Source organism: Lentzea sp. NPDC036955, from assembly GCF_055608005.1.
Map to the genome: position 1 here is coordinate 356,008 of NZ_JBVJRC010000005.1, position 18,674 is coordinate 374,681.

18 protein-coding genes are annotated in these 18,674 nt (G+C 71.8%); 12 read left to right on the forward strand and 6 right to left on the reverse strand.

What is annotated here, in order from left to right; all coding sequences use genetic code 11:
* Nucleotides 1–26: 26 nt before the first annotated feature.
* Entirely contained in the window at nucleotides 27–437 is a 411-nt protein-coding gene (locus tag ACZ7CF_RS18985; RefSeq protein WP_360394983.1) for a hypothetical protein, read from the reverse strand.
* A gap of 118 nt (nucleotides 438–555) precedes the next feature.
* On the opposite strand from ACZ7CF_RS18985, the gene manB reads away from it, so the two are divergent.
* Nucleotides 556–1,623 carry a mannose-1-phosphate guanylyltransferase gene (manB, locus tag ACZ7CF_RS18990; RefSeq protein ID WP_470370143.1) on the forward strand — a complete coding sequence of 356 codons (1,068 nt, stop codon included), beginning with the start codon at nucleotides 556–558 and terminating at the stop codon, nucleotides 1,621–1,623.
* Nucleotides 1,616–2,497: a DNA-3-methyladenine glycosylase family protein gene (locus tag ACZ7CF_RS18995; protein ID WP_470370144.1), complete on the forward strand. Its 882-nt coding sequence runs from the start codon at nucleotides 1,616–1,618 to the stop codon at nucleotides 2,495–2,497. The genes manB and ACZ7CF_RS18995 overlap by 8 nt, the downstream gene beginning before the upstream one ends.
* On the opposite strand, the gene ACZ7CF_RS19000 is transcribed toward ACZ7CF_RS18995, so the two are convergent.
* From ACZ7CF_RS19000 to ACZ7CF_RS19015, 4 genes are read right to left on the reverse strand one after another with little or no spacing between them, the layout of a single operon-like run.
* Nucleotides 2,494–3,021, reverse strand: a complete 528-nt coding sequence (locus tag ACZ7CF_RS19000) for an NUDIX hydrolase (RefSeq protein ID WP_470370145.1) — start codon at nucleotides 3,019–3,021, stop codon at nucleotides 2,494–2,496. The genes ACZ7CF_RS18995 and ACZ7CF_RS19000 overlap by 4 nt on opposite strands.
* Nucleotides 3,018–4,340, reverse strand: a complete 1,323-nt coding sequence (locus ACZ7CF_RS19005) for a coenzyme F420-0:L-glutamate ligase (protein WP_470370146.1) — start codon at nucleotides 4,338–4,340, stop codon at nucleotides 3,018–3,020. Before ACZ7CF_RS19005 ends, ACZ7CF_RS19000 begins: the two co-directional genes overlap by 4 nt.
* A complete protein-coding gene (cofD, locus tag ACZ7CF_RS19010) occupies nucleotides 4,333–5,286 on the reverse strand; it encodes a 2-phospho-L-lactate transferase (protein ID WP_470370147.1) in 954 nt (317 codons plus the stop codon). Before cofD ends, ACZ7CF_RS19005 begins: the two co-directional genes overlap by 8 nt.
* 39 nt (nucleotides 5,287–5,325) lie before the next feature.
* The gene (locus ACZ7CF_RS19015; RefSeq protein WP_360395661.1) at nucleotides 5,326–6,060 is read right to left on the reverse strand and encodes a site-2 protease family protein; all 735 of its coding nucleotides are present in this window, start codon (nucleotides 6,058–6,060) and stop codon (nucleotides 5,326–5,328) included.
* A 260-nt stretch (nucleotides 6,061–6,320) separates the two neighbouring features.
* Here ACZ7CF_RS19015 and ACZ7CF_RS19020 point away from each other — a divergent pair, with 260 nt between their 5' ends.
* The gene (locus tag ACZ7CF_RS19020; protein WP_045315329.1) at nucleotides 6,321–6,617 is read left to right on the forward strand and encodes a WhiB family transcriptional regulator; all 297 of its coding nucleotides are present in this window, start codon (nucleotides 6,321–6,323) and stop codon (nucleotides 6,615–6,617) included.
* Between the two features lie 40 nt (nucleotides 6,618–6,657).
* Nucleotides 6,658–9,810 (forward strand): glycosyltransferase, encoded by a 3,153-nt coding sequence (locus ACZ7CF_RS19025; protein WP_470370148.1) that lies wholly within the window; start codon nucleotides 6,658–6,660, stop codon nucleotides 9,808–9,810.
* Nucleotides 9,811–10,122: 312 nt separating this feature from the next.
* On the opposite strand, the gene ACZ7CF_RS19030 is transcribed toward ACZ7CF_RS19025, so the two are convergent.
* The gene (locus tag ACZ7CF_RS19030) at nucleotides 10,123–10,566 is read right to left on the reverse strand and encodes a metallopeptidase family protein (RefSeq protein WP_470370149.1); all 444 of its coding nucleotides are present in this window, start codon (nucleotides 10,564–10,566) and stop codon (nucleotides 10,123–10,125) included.
* Between the two features lie 93 nt (nucleotides 10,567–10,659).
* Between ACZ7CF_RS19030 and ACZ7CF_RS19035 the strand changes: the two genes are divergently transcribed.
* From ACZ7CF_RS19035 to ACZ7CF_RS19070, 8 genes are all read left to right on the forward strand, one after another.
* Nucleotides 10,660–11,019, forward strand: a complete 360-nt coding sequence (locus ACZ7CF_RS19035; protein ID WP_197288925.1) for a DUF3499 domain-containing protein — start codon at nucleotides 10,660–10,662, stop codon at nucleotides 11,017–11,019.
* 94 nt (nucleotides 11,020–11,113) lie between these two features.
* Nucleotides 11,114–12,466 carry a phosphomannomutase/phosphoglucomutase gene (locus ACZ7CF_RS19040; protein ID WP_360395007.1) on the forward strand — a complete coding sequence of 451 codons (1,353 nt, stop codon included), beginning with the start codon at nucleotides 11,114–11,116 and terminating at the stop codon, nucleotides 12,464–12,466.
* Between the two features lie 13 nt (nucleotides 12,467–12,479).
* A complete protein-coding gene (locus ACZ7CF_RS19045) occupies nucleotides 12,480–12,680 on the forward strand; it encodes a Trm112 family protein (RefSeq protein ID WP_360395010.1) in 201 nt (66 codons plus the stop codon).
* Nucleotides 12,681–12,685: 5 nt separating this feature from the next.
* Nucleotides 12,686–13,750, forward strand: a complete 1,065-nt coding sequence (locus ACZ7CF_RS19050; protein WP_458430321.1) for a hypothetical protein — start codon at nucleotides 12,686–12,688, stop codon at nucleotides 13,748–13,750.
* A 21-nt stretch (nucleotides 13,751–13,771) separates the two neighbouring features.
* Nucleotides 13,772–14,986, forward strand: coding sequence for a mannose-6-phosphate isomerase, class I (gene manA / locus ACZ7CF_RS19055; protein ID WP_470370150.1), 1,215 nt, complete (start codon nucleotides 13,772–13,774; stop codon nucleotides 14,984–14,986).
* 58 nt (nucleotides 14,987–15,044) lie between these two features.
* Nucleotides 15,045–15,968 carry a cation diffusion facilitator family transporter gene (locus ACZ7CF_RS19060; protein WP_360395017.1) on the forward strand — a complete coding sequence of 308 codons (924 nt, stop codon included), beginning with the start codon at nucleotides 15,045–15,047 and terminating at the stop codon, nucleotides 15,966–15,968.
* Nucleotides 15,969–16,677: 709 nt separating this feature from the next.
* On the forward strand, nucleotides 16,678–18,177 hold the full coding sequence (locus ACZ7CF_RS19065) for an amino acid permease (protein ID WP_360395020.1): 1,500 nt from the start codon (nucleotides 16,678–16,680) through the stop codon (nucleotides 18,175–18,177).
* A gap of 10 nt (nucleotides 18,178–18,187) precedes the next feature.
* A complete protein-coding gene (locus ACZ7CF_RS19070; protein WP_458430323.1) occupies nucleotides 18,188–18,643 on the forward strand; it encodes a MarR family winged helix-turn-helix transcriptional regulator in 456 nt (151 codons plus the stop codon).
* Nucleotides 18,644–18,674 lie beyond the last annotated feature (31 nt).

Genomic DNA, 18,674 nt, shown 5'->3' on the forward strand with positions numbered 1-18,674 from the left:
AACCGGGCGCACGCGCGGGCCGCAGGTCACATGTCGCCGCTCAACCGCTGCGAGAGCGAGGAGCGGGTCGTCTGGTGGTGGGAGACGGTCGGGATCATGCCCGGTTGCACGACCTGCGTGATCTCCGCGTCGTCGGCCGCGGCGGCGGGGGACGGCAGCGGCTGGGCCGGCACCGGGTGCTGCTGCGGGCGGTGCTGCTGCGGGCGGTGGGCCTGACCGGGGCGGGGCACGGCCGCCTGGCCCGCTGCCTGGGCGGCCGAGAGGACCATCGTCGAGTCCGGGTCGAGGCGCGGGTCCACCGCGTTGACCAGGCTGCGCGGGATCTGCAGGGTGGCCGAGGAGTCCATGGGGGACGTCATGTTGTCCGGCGTCACGATGTTCCGCCCACGTGCGCGGGCGCGGGCGAGCAAGGCGTCGGCCCGGTCGCGGGGGTCCATGTCGGATTCAGCTCCTTGCCGGGACCAGATCCCTGGCGGGACCAGACTCCATCTGACGATCTGCTTCGTGTCAGAGTATTCCGTCGAACGGCTTGCTGTAACGCGGAGGAGGAAAAAGGTGCACGGCGTTGAAGCTGTGGTGCTGGTCGGGGGTAAAGGCACCCGTCTTCGCCCGCTTACCCTGTCCGCTCCCAAGCCCATGCTCCCGACTGCGGGGGTGCCGTTCCTGACGCACCTGCTGTCGCGGATCAAGGAGGTCGGGATCACCCACGTGGTGCTCGGCACCTCCTACAAGGCCGAGGTCTTCGAGGAGTACTTCGGGGACGGGTCGAGGCTCGGGCTGGAACTGGAGTACGTGGTCGAGGAGGTGCCGCTGGACACGGCGGGCGCCATCAGGAACGTGGCCGACAAGCTGCGCGAGCCCGACGTGATGGTCTTCAACGGCGACATCCTGTCCGGCGTCGACCTGGCCGGGATCGTGGACACGCACCGGCAGCACGCGGCGGACGTCACGCTGCACCTGGTGAAGGTGGCTGACCCGCGGGCGTTCGGGTGCGTGCCCACCGACGAGGAGGGGCGCGTCCAGGCGTTCCTGGAGAAGACCGAGAACCCGCCGACCGACCAGATCAACGCGGGTTGCTACGTGTTCAAGCGCGAGGTCATCGACGCGATCCCGGCGGGCCGGCCGGTGTCGGTGGAGCGAGAGACGTTCCCGGGGCTGCTGGAGGCCGGCCGGCGGCTGCAGGGGCACGTGGACGCCACCTACTGGCTGGACCTGGGCAAGCCGGAGGCGTTCGTGCAGGGGTCAGCCGACCTCGTGCGCGGTGTCGCGCCGTCGGCCGCGGTCGCCCAGGCCGGTGACTTCCTCGTGCTCGACGGGGCGAACGTGCACGGGGGTGCGACGGTCCGCGGCGGCAGCACGGTCGGTGCGAACTGCACGGTGGCCGAGGGCGCGGTGCTCGACGGCGCGATCCTGTTCGACGGGGCCGTGGTCGGCGAGGGCGCGGTGGTCGAGCGGTCGATCGTCGGCGCCGGTGCGCTGGTGCAGGCCGGTGCGGTGCTGCGGGACGCGGTCGTGGGCGACTCGGCGGTGATCGGGGCGCGGTGCGAGCTGATCGGTGGGGCGCGCGTGTGGCCCGGCGTGGTGTTGCCGGAGGCCGGTGTGCGCTTTTCGACGGATGCCTGAGAGGAACTGGACACCACCGTTCCCACTGGACCTGGGAGCGGTGCTCGGGCCGTTGCGCCGCGGGCCGGGTGACCCGTCCTTCAGCACGGAGGGCGGCATCTGGTTCGCGGCGAACACCCCGTGCGGGCCCGGCACCCTGCACGTCACCAGGGTCGGCGACGAGGTGCGCGCGCGGGCGTGGGGTGACGGCGGGCTGTGGCTGCTCGACGGCCTGCCCGCCCTGCTCGGCGCGGACGACCCGGTGGACGAGTTCGTCGCGCACCACGACGTCGTCGCCGAGGCGCGCCGGCGGCGGCCGGGACTGCGGCTGGGCAGCACGGGCCGGGTGTGGGACCTGCTGTTCGCCTCGATCCTGGAGCAGAAGGTCACGGGCACGGAGGCGTTCCGGACTTGGCGCGAGCTCGGCCGCCGGTTCGGCGAACCCGCGCCGGGACCGTTGCCGCTCAAGGTCCCGCCGACGCCGCAGCGGTTGCTGGGCCTGCGGGACTGGGAGTGGCACCAGTGCGGCCTCGACGGCGCGCGGCGGCGCACGCTGGTCAACGCCGCCCAGGTCGCGCACCAGCTGGAGAAGGCGGCGGAGATGCGCAGCCGTGAGCTGCTGGAGAAGGTGCCCGGCATCGGCGTGTGGACCTCCGCCGAGGTGGCGCAGCGGTCCTGGGGCGACCCGGACGCCGTGAGCGTCGGCGACTTCCACGTCGCCAAGAACGTCACGTGGGCGTTGACCGGCACGCCGGGCGACGACGACGGAATGATGGAACTCCTCGCGCCCTACACGCCACAACGGCACCGCGCGGTCTGCTACCTCCAGGCCGCGGGCCTGCACCGCCCACGGCGAGCCCCGCGGTTCTCACCCCGCGACTACCGCAAGTTCTAGCGCAGGCGGGCCAGCGCCGACTCGATCAACGGGTGCAGGTCGTCCACGTCGGCCGGCAGCGAGTCCAGCGGCCACCACTGCAGGTCCACCGACTCGGCCGAGCGCACCGGTTGCGCACCGACCGGGGCGCGCACCAGGAACCGCACGTCGAAGTGCCGGGTCGGCACGCCCAGCGAGCACGTGATCGGGTGCACGTCGAGGTGGATCGGGGTCGGTTCGATCCGCAGCCCGCGCATGCCGGACTCCTCGGTGGCCTCGCGCAACGCGGCCGCGGTCAGGGAGACGTCCTCCGGCTCGCAGTGACCGCCGAGCTGCAGCCACCGGCCGACGCGCGGGTGCAGCGTCAGCAGCACGTGCTCGGCCGTCGCGTCCAGCACCAGTGCCGAGGCCGTGAGGTGCCCCGGCTCGCACGACCGCTGACAGGCGTCCTCGCGTGCGGCCAGGAAGCCCAGGTAGGCCTCCTTCAACGCGTCCTGCCCCGAGAACGCCCGCAGGGTCGCGACGGCGTCGGCGTGCAGTGTCACAGCTCGATCAGTCCTTCCAGCGGTGCGCGGGGGACCAGCGGCTCCAGCGGGTGGCCCACGGCCACCGCGCCCAGCGGCTCCCAGTCCCGCGGCACGTCCAGCACGGAACGCACGACGTCCGCGCAGAAGATCGTCGACGACACCCAGCACGAACCGAGGCCCTCGGCGGCCAGCGCCACCAGCAGCCCCTGCACGGCGGCGCCGCCGGCGATCGTGAACATCGTCTTCTCGGCGTCGGCCCGCCGCGCGTCGGGGTAGGTGTGCGCGCCTTCGCGGACGAGGAACGGCACCACCACCTCCGGCGCCTCCACCAGCAGGTCGCCCCGGCGCACCCGGCGCGCGACCTGCTCGTCGGTGAACCCGTCGCCGCGCAGGTCGCGTTCCCACTGCTCGCGCATCGCCGCCAGCAGCGCGGCCCGCTTCTCCCGCACCAGCACGAACCGCACCGGCCCCGTGTGGTGCGGAGCGGGTGCGGTCAGCGCCGCCCCGACCGCGCGCCGCAGCACCGCGAGGTCCACCGGCTCGTCCGAGTAGAACCGCACGGACCTGCGCAGCAGCACGGCCTCCGCGCGGCCCTGGGCCAGCGCCTCCTCCGTGCCGAGGCGGAACAGGTCGAACTCGGTCGGCCGGGTCAGCTCCCGCGCGCTCGACCCGTCGTCGACCACCTCGTACCCGCGCAGCACCGCCACCGGCACCGCGCCGAGCTTGCCCTTGACCAGGTCGGCCGCCGCCGCGATCTCGTCGGCCACCGCGACCTGAGTGACGAACAGCTCGTTGCCGTGCCGGTCGACCGAGCCCGCGTAGTCGTGCAGCACGCGCAGACCGGACGCACCGATCGCGGCATCGGTCTGACCGACTCGCCACGCACGGCCCATCGTGTCGGTGACGACCACGGCCACGTCCACGCCGAGCAGGGACTTCACCGAGGCGCGCAACGCCGCCGCCGACCCGTCCGGGTCCAGCGGCAGCAGCGCGATCTCGTCACCGGCGACGTTCGAGGCGTCGACACCGGACGCGGCCTGCACGATGCCCAGCCGGTTCTCGGTGATCAGCGTCCTGCCCTTGCGGGCCAGCACCCGCACCGACTCCGCGGTCACGTGCTCGCGGCGGACGCGGTCGCGCTCCTCGGGGTCGGCGGGCACGGTGACCAGCCTGCCCTCCACTTTGGACAGCACCTTGGAGGTCACGACGAGCACGTCGCCGTCGCGCAGCCAGGGCGCGGCGGTCGTGATCGCACGGGCCAGGTCGTCGCCAGGCCGGAACTCCGGCAGACCGGGCACCGGCAGCAGCTCCAGCGCGGCCGCGGCGTGGTCAGCCAACGTCGACCCCGGCGAGGTCGAGCGCGGCGCGCGCCATCTGCGCCGTCGCGTCCACATCGGACATCAGCAGCGGCACCGCGCGCACCGCGACCCCCGGCACGTCGGCGCGGTCACCGGTGTTGACCAGCCACGCGTCCAGGATGCCGTCCTCAGAGCACTTGCGGGAACCGTAGAGTCGCCCGACCCCCTCGGCGGAGGTCTCGACACCGATCGCGTCCAAACAAGCGTCCGCCATGCCGCGCAACGGTTTGCCGCCGATGATCGGCGACAGGCCGACGACACCGGCGTCCGTCTTGCGCAGCGCGTCCCGCACACCCGGCACGTTCAGGATCGTGCCGATGCTCACGACGGGGTTCGACGGGGCCAGCACCACGGCGTCGGCCTCGGCGATCGCGTCGAGCACCCCGGGACCGGCGGTGGCGGTCTCGGCACCGACGAACGCGAACGACTTCGCGGGCACGGCCGCGCGGTGCTTGACCCACCACTCCTGGAAGTGGATGGCCTTCGTCTCGCCGTCGAGCTCGACGACGACGTGCGTCTCCACCCGGTCGTCCGACATCGGCAGCAGCTTCACGCCCGGCTGCCAGCGGGTGCACAGCGCCTCGGTGACCGCGGACAGCGGGTAGCCGGCGCGCTGCATCCGGGTGCGGACGAGGTGCGTGGCGATGTCCCGGTCGCCGAGCCCGAACCAGTTGGGCTCGGCGCCGTAGGCCATCAGCTCTTCCTTGACGGTCCACGACTCGTCCGCACGGCCCCAGCCGCGCTCGGAGTCGATGCCGCCGCCCAGCGTGTACATGCAGGTGTCGAGGTCGGGGCAGATGCGCAGTCCGTGCATCCACACGTCATCGCCGGTGTTGACCACCGCGGTGACGTCGGCTCCCAGGTGCTTGAGCCCTTGCAGGAACCTCGCGCCGCCGACCCCGCCGACCAGTGCTACGACCTTCACGCCGGGCCATGCTTCCACAGCGCCCCGAGGCGCCCGGAGTCAGCGCCAGAACATGAAGTTGGCGTAGCCGTAGAACGCGCCGACGGAGTTGCCGCCGATGAGCTCGAACACCCACGTCGAGACCTGGAACAGCAGCCGGCTGACCTCGGAGAAGGTGAACAGGACGGCGAACAGCACCAGCGGCGCCCACGGCCGGACCTTGGCGCCGAAGCGCTGGGCCTCGTACGACATGAACGGCTCCCACACGCCCCAGCCGTCCAGGCCGGGGATGGGCAGGATGTTCAGCACGAAGGCGAGCACCTGCAACAGAGCCAGGTACGAAATGGCCGCCGTGAGCGCTCCCGGCGGGTCGAACAGCGCCACGACCGCGACCAACAGGGCACCGACCGCCAGGTTGGTGGCCGGGCCCGCCAGCGAGACCATCGACTCGACCTTCTTGGAGCGCAGCGCGTGGTGGTTGATCCACACGGCACCACCCGGAAGGGGGATTCCGCCGAGCGCGAGCAGGACGAGCGGCAGGACGATGCTGAGCACCGGGTCGGTGTAGCGGCGGATGTCGAGGGTCAGGTATCCCTTGTCGCGCACCGAGAAGTCGCCACCCCGGTAGGCGACGGCCGCGTGCCCGAACTCGTGCAGGCACAACGTCACCGCCCAGCCGGCGAGCACGAACAGGACGGTGCCGGCGATGACGGCCACATCGCCTTCGAACAGGGTGAGGACGGCTCCGGCGGCGGTCGCCGCGAGCAGGCCGAGGAACAGTGGACTGGGGCGCACCGCTGATCGCTTCACCCCACCAGTGTGGCGTGTCGGCTGGCGCGGTGGGCCGTTCGGGGACGGGTTGCGGTACGTGGATCACCGTCTGTGCTGCACGTCAAGGTTTCAACGGCCATCTGCGCGAATATCCCCCGACGTGTGGACTCGGCTTGACCCCCCGCTGTGACGCAGGTGTAATCACATCGGTGTCATTCGTCGTTGTGGGAACGGCGTCTGGCGTCCGCCAACCGGGGAGAGCGGAAGGCGAGGAGGCGGACGAAATGCAGGAATTCGAAGAAGATCACGTCGCGCAGCCGGTCGTACAGGGCGAACTGTCGTACCTGTTCGACCCAGCCGACGAGCAGGACTGGCAGGAACGCGCCCTGTGCGCGCAGACGGATCCCGAGGCGTTCTTCCCCGAAAAGGGTGGTTCGACGCGGGAGGCCAAGCGCATCTGTCTGGGTTGCGAGGTGCGTTCGGAGTGCCTTGAGTACGCGCTCCAGCACGACGAACGCTTCGGCATCTGGGGCGGTCTCTCGGAGAGAGAACGCCGCAAGCTGAAGAAGCGAGCCGTCTGAGACGTCTGGAAGTGTGATCTTTTTGCCTTAACTTGAGGGAGTGACAAGCCCTCACCCGAGGCTCCGGACCGCGCCGGTGCTGTGCGTCCTGGTCTGCCACGACGGCGACCAGTGGCTCAGCACGGCGCTGTCCGCTTTGCGGCGTCAGCGAATTCGTCCCCGCCACGTGATCGCGGTCGACACCGGATCCCACGATCGCACCGCGAAAGTACTGGCGGAGGCCGAAGATCTGCTCGACGGCGTGCTGTCGCTGCCGCGCGGTACCGGTTTCGGCACCGCGCTGCGGCTGGCGGTCGAGCACGCCGTCGACCGCTGGGGAGACCCCGGCAAGTGGCTGTGGCTGCTGCACGACGACAGCGCACCCGAACCGGACTGCCTGGCCGCCCTGCTGACCGCGGCCGAGGTCTCGCCCTCCGCCGCGGTGCTCGGCCCGCTCTGCCTCGACTGGGAGGACCCCCGGCTCGTCGTGGAGGCGGGTCTCTCGACCGACGCCTCCGGCCACCGGCAGACCGGGCTCTCGTCCACCGAGCACAGCGCGCTGTTCCAGCAGAGCGCCGAGGTGCTCGCGGTGTCGTCGGCGGGGTCGCTCATCCGCCGCGAGGTCTGGCACGCGCTCGGCGGGTACGACGAGGCGATGCCGTTGCTGCGCGACGACGTCGACTTCGGCTGGCGGGTCAACCGCGCGGGCCACCTGGTGCTCTGCGTCCCGGTCGCCCGGATGCGGCACGCCCGTGCGGCGACGAAGGGCCTGCGCCTGCTGGACGCGGCCGTCGCACGACCCGGTCCGTCGGTCCGCGGCGTCGACCGCGCGCACGGGATGCGCACGTTCCTGGTCAACACCTCGGGTCCCTCGTTCCTCATCGGACTCCCGCGCCTGCTGTTGTTGTCCCTGCTGCGGGCGCTGGGCTTCCTGCTGCTCCGACGTCTCGCCGACGCGCACGCGGAGGTGGGTGCCGCCCGGTACCTGCTGACCCGCGGCCGGCTGCTGGAGGGACGCAGGGCGCGGCGCGGTTCCGCGGTCGTGCCCGGCCTCTTCACGAGCAGGCTGACCCGGTTCCGCAACGCCCTGCGCGCCGGGGCCGCGTTCCTGATCCGCCGCCGCGTCGAGGCCGACGCCGCACTGGGTCGTTTGCCCGCAACCGATTCCGGGTCCGCGTGGCTGGAGCCGTCCGAAGTGGACTCGCCGCGGCCGGTCGGACCGTCCGCGCTGCCGGCCGGCGCACGCGGCCGGCCGCGGGTCGCGGGCCTGCGCCGCCCGCCCGTCGTGGTCACGGTCGACGCGGCGCTGCCGGGTGCGCTGCGGCCGTCGCCCAAGCCGCGGCCCTCACCGGGACCGCGCCGCGACATGGTGTTCGTCGAGGTCGACCAGGGCCGGGTGCTGCGGTCGCTGGTGCTGGCACCACCGGTGTTGCTGCTGCTGGGGCTGTCGGCGCTGGCGGTGGTGGCGAACTGGTCGCGGCTCGGCCTGGACCTCGCGGGCGGCCGGCTGCTGCCGGTCGGGTCGCTCGGCGAGGTGTGGTCGGCGTACCTGGCGTCGTGGCACCCGGTGGCCGGCGGAACAGCGGCCCCGGCTCCCGCGGCGCTGGCGTTCCTCGGCCTGGTGCCGGGCGGGCCCCGGTTCGCGGTAGCGATGCTGCTCCTGGGTGACATCCCGTTGGCGGCCTTGTCGGCGTACATCGCTTCCCGTGGCATGCGCGTACGGCGTTCCGTGCGCGCGGTGGTCGCCGCGTTCTACGGCTTGCTGCCCGTGTCGACGACCGCCGTTGCCGAAGGGCGCCTGGACGTCGTCGTCGTGCACATCGTCACGCCGTTGGTGTTCGCCGGCGTGTACGCGGTCTTGCGCGCGTCGTCCACGCACGCATGGCTCGCCATGGCCTCGGGAACGGCCGTCGGCGTCGCCGTGCTCGGCGCGTTCTCGCCGCTGAGCCACGTGGTGGCGCTGGTGGGGGCCCTGGTCGGCTTCGTGGCGGTGTCGGGCGGTGCCCGCCGGATCGCCGCGCTGTTCGCGATCGTCCTGCTGCCGATGGCGCTGCTGCTGCCGTGGCCCGCCGTCCTGCTGCAACACCCCGAGATGGTCCTGAACGGCCTCGGCGCCGCCTACTCCTCACCGCCGCCGAACCTGATCGTGTGCTCGGTCTTCGCGGCCGCCGCGTTCGCCGCCGCGGTCCTGCGCCCGAACGCGGCGATGCTGCCCGGCCTGTTCGTGGTCGTGCTGGCGATCGGCGCGCTGGCCGCGGTCACCGCCTTCCACGCCTGGCCGGGAACACCGCTGGTGATCCTCGCCTGGGGCCTCGTCTGGGTGGTGCTGGCCGGGTGCCGGCGCGGTGTCACGCCGGGCGTCGCCGGTCGGCTGCGGGTGCGGCGCGCGGTGTACGCCGTGGGCGTGGTGACGCTGGCCAGCCTGGGTGTCGCGGGGGTGCTCGACCTGCGGACCGGTCCGCTGCGCGCCGACGGTGGCGAGCAGCTGAGCGCGTCGCTGACAGCGGAGCTGGACCGCTCGGGCCGGTCGGTGCTGGTCCTCGGCACCCCGACCCGCCAGGTGGCCGGCCGCATGCCCGCCTTCGGCGACGACGACCTCGTGCCGACCACGTCCTCACCCGCACGCCTGCGCCGGTGGACCACGTCCCTGCTCGACGGGTCGTCCTCCGCCGTGGGGGTGGCGCTGGCCCAAGCGGCGTCGTCCGGCGTGTCGTTCGTGGTGCTGCCCACCGCCGCGGACGCCGATCGCGTGCGTGCCGCGGCGGGGGAGCTGGTGTCGGTGGCGGCACCGACGACCGCGGGCCGTCCCGTGCTGCGCATCCGGCTGGTGTCCGACACCGGCGTGCTGCTGCCGCCGGAACTGGCCCGCCGCGCGCGCACCGGCGGCGACCCGCCCGCGGAACCGGCAGCGGAGGTGGCGCCGGTGAACGTGACGCTGCCGGACGTGGCGGTGCGGGTCTCGCCGGGCTCCGACGGGCGGGTGCTGGTGCTCGCGGCCGAGGACGAACCGGGCTGGGAGGTGTTCGTGGACGGTCAGCAGGTGCCGGTCGTGCGGTCCTGGGGCCACCTCGTCGGCGTGCCGCTGCCGGGGGCGGGGGCCGAGGTGAGGGTGACGATGAGCACAACGCTGCGGGACCTGCTGCTGCTCGCGCAGGCCGCGGTGGCGTTGTTCACGGTGCTGACGGCGATCCCCACGCGGCGGCGCCAGGCGTGAGCGGGCCGCTGTAGGTGCCGTGAGTGAGCGGGCCGCCGTGGGTGTCATGGGTGGCGGGCCGCCGTGGGTGTCGTGCGTGTGCGGTCGCCGTGGGTGTCGTGCGTGGGCGGGTCGCCGTGGGTGCCGTGCGTGGGCGGGCCGCCGTGGGTGTCGTGCGGGTGCGGGCTGCCACAGGTGCCGTGCGTAAGCGGGCCGCTGTAGGTGCCGTGCGTGAGCGGGCCGCCATAGGTGCCGTGCGTGTTTCCACACACACGACGGCGCCGGGATCCCCCGATTTCGATTCTAGTCGCGGGGTCCGACAGTCGGCGGGGGTCAGCTCTCGTCGATCACGTCCGGGTCCAGCCCGAGGTAGTTCGCCACCTGCTCCACCAGCACCTCGTGCACCAGGTCCGCGAGGTCCGCGCCGTCCTTCGCGCGGGCCTCCAGCGGCCGGCGGTACAGCACGATGCGGGCGCGCTGGTCCGAACCCGCGGGCAGCAGGCGCGCGAGCGGCACGTTGCCGTCCTCGACGACCCCGTCCTCGCCCTCCACCTGCACGTCGGGCACGTCGTCGACGGCCACGTCGAGCTGGGTGAGCTCGGTGCGCCAGCGGGCCTCGATGGGCTCCAGCGCCTCGATCACCAGAGCGTCGAAGCGCTCCGCCCGTGAGCGGGCCGCGGGCAGGGTGGCCGGGTAGAGCGGACCGCGCAGGCCCCTGCCGTGCCGGTCGCGACTGCGCCGACGCGGCGAATCCTGCCGCCGTGAACCCCGTGCCATCACCACAACCCAGCAGCCTAGTTGCTGTCCCGCGGGAGCAAACACAGCGTGCCTCACACACAGCCCCGCGTGGACGCGCTATCGTCCCGGATCGTGCGGAGCGTGAGACGGTGCTCGCGAACCGGGTGTGCTAACCCGGCTGTCGCCACGCTCACCTACGCCTATGCGGACTCCACCGCAGTCGTCGGACCGCTCGCCACGTACTCCGAACCGCACAGCTACGACCTGTGCGAGGAGCACGCGATGCGGCTCACGGCGCCGCGCGGCTGGGAGGTCGTGAGGCATCAGGGTGAGTTCGCGGCCCCCGAGCCGAGCGTGGACGACCTGACGGCGCTTGCCGAGGCCGTGCGCGAGGCCGGACGAGCAGATGTGACCCCGAAGCTGCCCGAGGTCCCGGCGGGGACCCAGCGGCGCGGTCACCTGCGCGTTCTTCCGGATCCGCACGAGGACTGAGCCACTCAACCCACGACCACACGCGTCGCTGATCTGCTCGCCGGTAGGCTGCCCTGGCAGTGGCCGTCAAGAGCGAGTTTCGGGAGTGTGCGGCGTGCGTGACCTGTCCGGCATCGTCAAGGCGTACGACATCCGCGGGGTGGTCGGCGAACAGCTGGACGCCGGTGTGGTTCGCGACTTCGGGGCGGCCTTCGCCCGCCTGGTCGGCGGACCCGCGATCGTGATCGGGCACGACATGCGCGACTCCTCGCCCGAGCTGTCCAGGGCGTTCGCCGAGGGCGCGCAGGCGCAGGGCGTCAACGTGATCAGCATCGGTCTCGCCAGCACCGACATGCTGTACTTCGCCTCCGGCAAGCTCGACCTGCCCGGCGCGATGTTCACCGCGAGCCACAACCCGGCGCAGTACAACGGCATCAAGCTCTGCCGCGCGGGCGCGAGCCCGGTCGGCCAGGACACCGGTCTCGCGCAGATCCGCCAGGACGCGGAGAACCAGGTGCCCGACGCCGAGGGCGTCGAACCGGGCACGTTCGAGGAGCGGAACATGCTCGTCGAGTACGCGGCCTACCTGAACCAGCTGGTCGACCTGAAGACCATCCGCCCGCTCAAGATCGTCGTGGACGCGGGCAACGGCATGGGCGGCTACACGGTGCCGCAGGTGTTCGAGGGCCTGCCCGTCGAGGTCGTCCCCATGTACTTCGAGCTCGACGGCAGCTTCCCCAACCACGAGGCGAACCCGCTCGACCCGAAGAACATCGTCGACCTCCAGGAGCGCACCAAGGCCGAGGGCGCGGACGCCGGTGTGGCGTTCGACGGCGACGCCGACCGCTGCTTCGTCGTCGACGAGAACGGCGACCCGGTCAGCCCGTCCGCGATCACCGCGCTCGTGGCCGTGCGCGAGCTGGCCAAGGACCCCGGCGGCACGGTCATCCACAACCTGATCACCTCGCACGCCGTCCCGGAGATCGTCACCGAGCACGGCGGCAAGCCCGTGCGCACGCGCGTCGGCCACTCGTTCATCAAGGAGGAGATGGCCAAGACCGGTGCCATCTTCGGTGGCGAGCACTCCGCGCACTACTACTTCCGCGACTTCTGGCGTGCCGACACCGGCATGCTGGCCGCGCTGCACGTGCTGGCCGCGCTGGGCGAGCAGGACGGCCCCCTCTCCGCGCTGACCAGCGCGTACGAGCGCTACTCCGCTTCCGGTGAGATCAACTCCACGGTCACCGACCAGGCCGGTCGCATCGCCGCCATCAAGGAGGCGTTCGGCTCGCGGGACGGCGTCGCGCTGGACGAGCTCGACGGTCTCACCGTGCAGCTGCCGGACGGCGCGTGGTTCAACCTGCGGGCCTCGAACACCGAGCCGCTGCTGCGCCTGAACGTCGAAGCCGCCAACGCCGAGGCCGTCGCCGCATTGCGCGACGAGGTCCTGGCGATCGTGCGGGGCTGAGGAGAGAACAGAAGTGGCCGTCAAGCTCGAAGAGCAGTTGCTGGACATCCTGGCCTGCCCGTGCCCCGAGCACGCCCCGTTGCGGCTCGGGACGCCGGACGACCCGGAGGCGGACTTCCTCACGTGCACCGCGTGCGGCCGTTCGTTCCCGGTGCGCGACGGCATCCCGGTCCTGCTGCTCGACGAGGCGGTCGAGCCGCCGTCGGCTGGGTGACGTAGGTGCTCGACGACACGCTGCTCGACGACTCGAGCCGCCTCGCCGACGCCGACACGGGCGGCTGGCTGCGTGCCGCCGCACGGGCCGGCGCCCAGGTGCGCGCCACCGCGGAGGCCGCGGCCGAGGCGGGGGTGGACCGGGTCTTCGCCGAACGCCCCCGCGCGGTCGTCCTGGTCACCCGGCCCGGTCACGCCGTCGCGGTGGCGGGCGTCGTCGTGGCGTTGCTCGGTCCGGGGTGCTCGGTGCCGGTCGTGGTGTCCGACGAGGTGCCGCCGTGGGTCGGCGCGCTCGACGTCGTGCTCGCGCACACCGAGGACCCCGGTGACCGGGTGCTCGCCGAGTCGATCGACCGCGCCGCCCGCAGGGGCGCGCGGACCCTGGTGACCGCGCCGGACTCCGGCCCGGTCGCCGCCGCGGCCGCGGGCAGGGCGGTGCTGCTGCCGCCGCGCGTGGACGTGCCGCCGGGCTTCAGCTTCCACCGCGCGCTCGCCGCGTGGCTCACGGTGCTGGGCTCGCTCGGCCTGCTGAAGGTCGACGTCGACCTGATCGCCGACGAGCTCGACCGCGAGGCCGAGCGCAACCACCCGGTGCACGAGTCGTTCGTGAACCCGGCGAAGTCGCTGGCCCTGCGTGTGGCCGACCGCACGCCGCTGCTGTGGGGCCTCGACGACGTCGCCACGTCCGTCGGGGTGCACGGCGCGGGCGTGCTGGCCGCGTTCGCCGGGGTTGCCTCCGACGTCGCCGGGTATCCGCAGGCACTGACCCGCCCGGTGCTGCACCGGCGGGCCGTGCAGGGAACTTCCGGCGCGGACCTGTTCGCCGACCCGGACGACGAGACCGGTGGACTCGTCCGCGTGCTGTTGCTGGCCGTGCGCCAGGGCCCCGTGGCCGAGGCGCTGCGGCGCGCCGCCGAGGACGCGCTGCCCGGTGCCGACGTGCTCGAACCGGCGGTCGAGGTGGTGGCGGGAGGCGACGCGGTCAGCGCCGCGCTGCTCGCGCTCCGCTTCGAGCTCGCCGCGTTGTACCTCGGGCTGGCCGCCGGAACGCTCGGCGGCAACCCGTACTGAGTTTGGGGAGCTGAACGAGAAGTGGACCTGCTGCACAACGCGGTGAGGCCGTACGCGTGGGGATCACGCACGGCCATCGCAGAGCTGCTCGGGAAGGAGGTGCCCGCACCTCATCCCGAAGCCGAGCTGTGGATGGGCGCCCACCCCGGCGACCCGTCCCGCGTGGTCGGCGCCGACGGCACCGAGCACTCGCTGCTCGACCTGCTGACAGCGGACCCCGACGCCCAGCTCGGCCGGCGCCTGATCGACCGGTGGGGCAGCCGGCTGCCGTTCCTGCTCAAGGTGCTCGCCGCCGAGGAGGCGCTGAGCCTGCAGGCGCACCCGTCCGCCGCGCAGGCCGCCGAGGGCTTCGCCGCCGAGGAGGCCGCGGGCGTGCCGCGCGACGCCGCGGTGCGCAACTACAAGGACCCGGCCGCGAAGCCGGAGCTGATCTGCGCGCTGACCGAGTTCCACGCCCTCGCGGGTTTCCGGGCGCCCGACCGCACGGCGGCGCTGCTGCGGTCGCTCGACGCACCCGACCTCGCGCCGTACACCGAGATGCTCGTCGCCCAGCCCGACTCGTCGGGCCTGCGCGCGTTGTTCACGATGCTGATCACGCTGCCGCAGACGTCGCTCTCGTCGCTGCTGCCGCAGGTGCTCGACGCGTGCGTGCTGCACGTGAAGGAGCGCGGCCAGTTCGACCTGGAGTGCCGCACGATCCTGGAGCTGGGCGAGTCCTACCCCGGTGACGCGGGGGTGCTGGCCGCGCTGCTGCTGAACCGCATCGTGCTGCAGCCGGGCGAGGCGATCCACCTGCCCGCCGGCAACCTGCACGCCTACCTGCGCGGCACCGCCATCGAGATCCTGGCCAACTCGGACAACGTGCTGCGCTGCGGTCTCACGCCGAAGCACGTCGACGTGCCGGAGCTGCTGCGCGTGCTCGACTTCGCCTGCGGCGACATGCCCGTGTCGACCGGCGAGGAGGTCGCGCCCGGCGTGCGGGTCTACCGGACGCCCGCGCCGGAGTTCGAGCTGTCCCGCCTGGACCTCACCGGCGAGACCCGGCTCGACCACGACGGCCCGCAGATCATGATCTGCACGGACGGCGCCGCGGTGCTGTCCAACTCCCGCGGCGAGGAGCTGACCCTGACCCGCGGCCAGTCCGTGTGGCTGCCCGCGTCGGACCCGGCGGTGCTCGTTCGACCGGATGGTGTTGAATCCGCTCAACTTTTCCGCGCCACGGCGGGAACGGACTAAGGTTCACGACCGGACAAAGCGGACCGGCTCCGGCCGGGACAGGTGCGAGGAGACAGGCGTGTCAGCAGGGGGCGGAACCAAGGCCATCGTCGCAGCGCTACTGGCGAACGCCGGTATCGCGGTGGCCAAGTTCACCGGATTCTTGATCACCGGCTCGTCGTCGATGCTCGCCGAGTCGGTGCACTCGCTCGCGGACACGTCGAACCAGGGCCTGCTGCTGCTCGGGCAGAAGACGGCCCAGCGCAGGGCCACGAGGCTGCACCCGTTCGGCTACGGCCGCGACCGGTACTTCTGGTCGTTCGTGGTGGCGCTGATGCTCTTCACCCTCGGCTCGGTCTTCGCGCTGTACGAGGGCATCCACAAGCTGCAGCACCCGGAGGGCCTCACCAGCCCGCTCGTGGCGGTCGGCATCCTCGTCGTCGCGATCGGCCTGGAGTCCTACAGCTTCGTCACCGCGATCAACGAGTCGAAGAAGATCAAGGGCGACGCCTCCTGGTGGGGCTTCATCCGCAACTCCCGCACCCCGGAGCTCCCGGTCGTGCTGCTGGAGGACCTCGGCGCACTCATCGGCCTGGTGCTGGCACTGCTCGGCGTCGGCCTCACCATGGTCACCGGCAACCCGGTCTTCGACGCGCTCGGCACCATCGCGATCGGCGTGCTGCTCGGCATCATCGCCGTGATCCTCATCATCGAGATGAAGTCGCTGCTGATCGGCGAGGGCGCCTCCGACTCCGACCTCGACGTGATCTGCGACGAGCTCGCCGCGGGCAAGGTGCAGCGCGTCATCCACATCAAGACCCAGTACATCGGCCCCGAGGAGCTGCTGGTCGCGGCGAAGATCGCGCTGGAGCCGCAGCTGCCGCTCGACGAGGTCGCGCAGGCCATCAACGACGCGGAACAGCGGGTGCGGGGCAAGGTGCCGCACGCGCGGCTCATCTACCTGGAGCCGGACCTGGACCGGACGACGGTCACCAGCGCCTGACGGTTGTGCAGTCGAAGCCCGTCCCGGTCTCGGCCGGGGCGGGCTTCGCCGTTCCTGGGGCTCCGCCCCAGACCCCGACACTCCCAAAGAAGCCGCCGACGCGATGAGTGGGTAGATGGCACGCCTGTTGCTTTGTGCGGCTGCCGGTTGCGTTGTTGGTTGCGTTGCGGTGTGCGTCTTCCCCGTCGAGCGCTTCGGAGCGCGCCAGACCTGGGCAGGGATGTCAACCGGGCGAAGGGCGTGCCCGGTTGACATCCCTCCCCAGGCCCGGCAGGACGATCGGAGCGCTAGACGGGGAAGCCACCCACCGCGGAACCGCCCGAGGAAAGGCCTTCACGCCTCGCCTTCGGCTCGAAGCCCGTCCCGGTCTCGACCGGGGCGGGCTTCGCCGTGAGCGGGCCTTGTGCGGTCGCACTGCGAACCAGGCCGGAGAAGGGGAGCCAACCGGGCAAGAAGGGTGCCTGGGTGACTCCCCTTCTCCGCCCAGGCAGACGATCGCGGCGTTCGGCGGGGAAGCTGCTCACCGCGGAACCGCCCGAGAAAACCTCGAACACCTCCGGAACCCGTCTCGCTTCGCCGCGGCGGGTTTCGCCGCGTTCGGGATCGGGAAGCACGGAAGTCCTGACAACGTCCGAACACAGCTGCGGGCATCTCACCTGGTGATACCTCTAGGGTGGGCCGAACGCGTTCCATTGAGGAGGTATCGATCGTGCCGGGCAACGGGTTGTGGCGCACGAAGTCCATCGAGCAGTCGATCGCGGACACGGACGAGCCGGACACCAAGCTCCGCAAGGAGCTCACCGCCTGGGACCTGACCGTCTTCGGTGTCGCGGTCGTGATCGGTGCCGGCATCTTCACGCTCACCGCGAGCACCGCGGGCAACCTGGCGGGGCCGTCGGTGTCGCTGGCGTTCGTGCTGGCGGCGATCGCGTGTGCGCTGGCGGCGTTGTGCTACGCGGAGTTCGCGTCCACGGTGCCGGTGGCGGGGAGCGCGTACACGTTCTCGTACGCCACGTTCGGCGAGTTCGCGGCGTGGATCATCGGCTGGGACCTGGTGCTGGAGTTCGCGCTCGGGTCCGCCGCGGTGGCCAAGGGCTGGTCGATCTACCTGCAGACGGTGCTGGCGCAGCTCGGTGTCCAGGTCAAGACGACGGTCGCGCTCGGGCCGCTGCAGTTCGACTGGGGCGCGGTGGTGCTGATCGGTGCGCTGTCGGCGTTGCTGGTGGTGGGCACGAAGCTCAGCTCGCGGGTCAGCACCGTCATCACGACGGTCAAGGTGGCCGTGGTGCTGCTGGTGATCATCCTGGGCGTCCAGTACATCAAGGCGGAGAACTACACGCCGTTCATCCCTCCCGCGGAGACCGGTGGCGGTGCGCACAGCGGGGTCGACCAGTCGCTGCTGAGCGCGATCACCGGCTTCGGCGGCAGCTCGTACGGCACGCTGGGACTGCTCGCGGCCGCGAGCCTCGTGTTCTTCGCGTTCATCGGGTTCGACGTCGTGGCGACCACGGCGGAGGAGACCAAGAACCCGCAGAAGGCCGTGCCGCGCGGCATCCTCGGCTCGCTCGCCATCGTCACCGTGCTGTACGTGGCGGTGTCGCTGGTGATCACGGGCATGGTGCCCTACGAGAAGCTCAAGACCCAGGCCGACGGGTCGCGTGCGACGCTCGCCAGTGCGTTCGCCGAGAACGGGGTCACGTGGGCGGCGACCGTCATCTCGGTCGGTGCGCTCGCGGGTCTGACCACCGTCGTCATGGTGCTGATGCTCGGCCAGAGCCGGGTGCTGTTCGCGATGTCGCGCGACGGGCTGCTGCCGCGCGGGCTCGCGAAGACCGGCAAGCACGGCACGCCGACGCGGATCACGGTCATCATCGGGATCGTCGTCGCCATCGCGGCCGGCTTCACCTCGATCGGCACGCTCGAAGAGATGGTCAACGTGGGCACGCTGTTCGCGTTCATCCTCGTGTCCGCCGGTGTGCTGGTGCTCCGCAAGACCCGGCCGGACCTGCCGCGCGGGTTCAAGGTGCCGCTCGTGCCGCTGGTGCCGATCCTCGCGATCCTCGCCTGCCTGTGGCTGATGCTGAACCTGACCGTGTTCACCTGGATCCGGTTCCTCGTGTGGATGGCGCTCGGTGTCGGTGCCTACTTCATCTACAGCCGGCGGAACTCGCTGCTCGCCAAGGGCAACCAGAAGACGCCCACCAACTAATCTGCGAGCCATGGCGAACCCGCGGTGGCTGTCCGAGGAGGAGACGTACGCCTGGCACCACTTCGTCCAGGCGTACCACCTCCTCGAACGGCAGATCGAACAGCAGCTGCAGCGCGACGCGGGGCTCTCGCACGCGCAGTACAACGTGCTGGTCGTGCTGTCCGAGCAGCCCGGCAACCGCATGCGGATGACCGAGCTGGCCCGGCGGGTGGTCGTGTCGAAGAGCTCGCTGACCTACCAGATCGGCAAGCTGGAGAAGAGCGGGCTCGTGCGGCGCGAACCGCACGAGTCCGACGAGCGCGGCATCGTCGCCGTCCTCACCGAGGCCGGGCGGGAGCTGCTCACGACCACCGCGCCCGGTCACGTGGAGACCGTGCGCGAGTACCTCGTCGACCTCTTCACGCCGGACCAGCTCGCGCAGCTCGGCGAGCTCATGGAGGTCGTGCACGAGAAGGCCGACAACTGAGCACGTCGCCAGACGTTGTGCCTCCGACGCC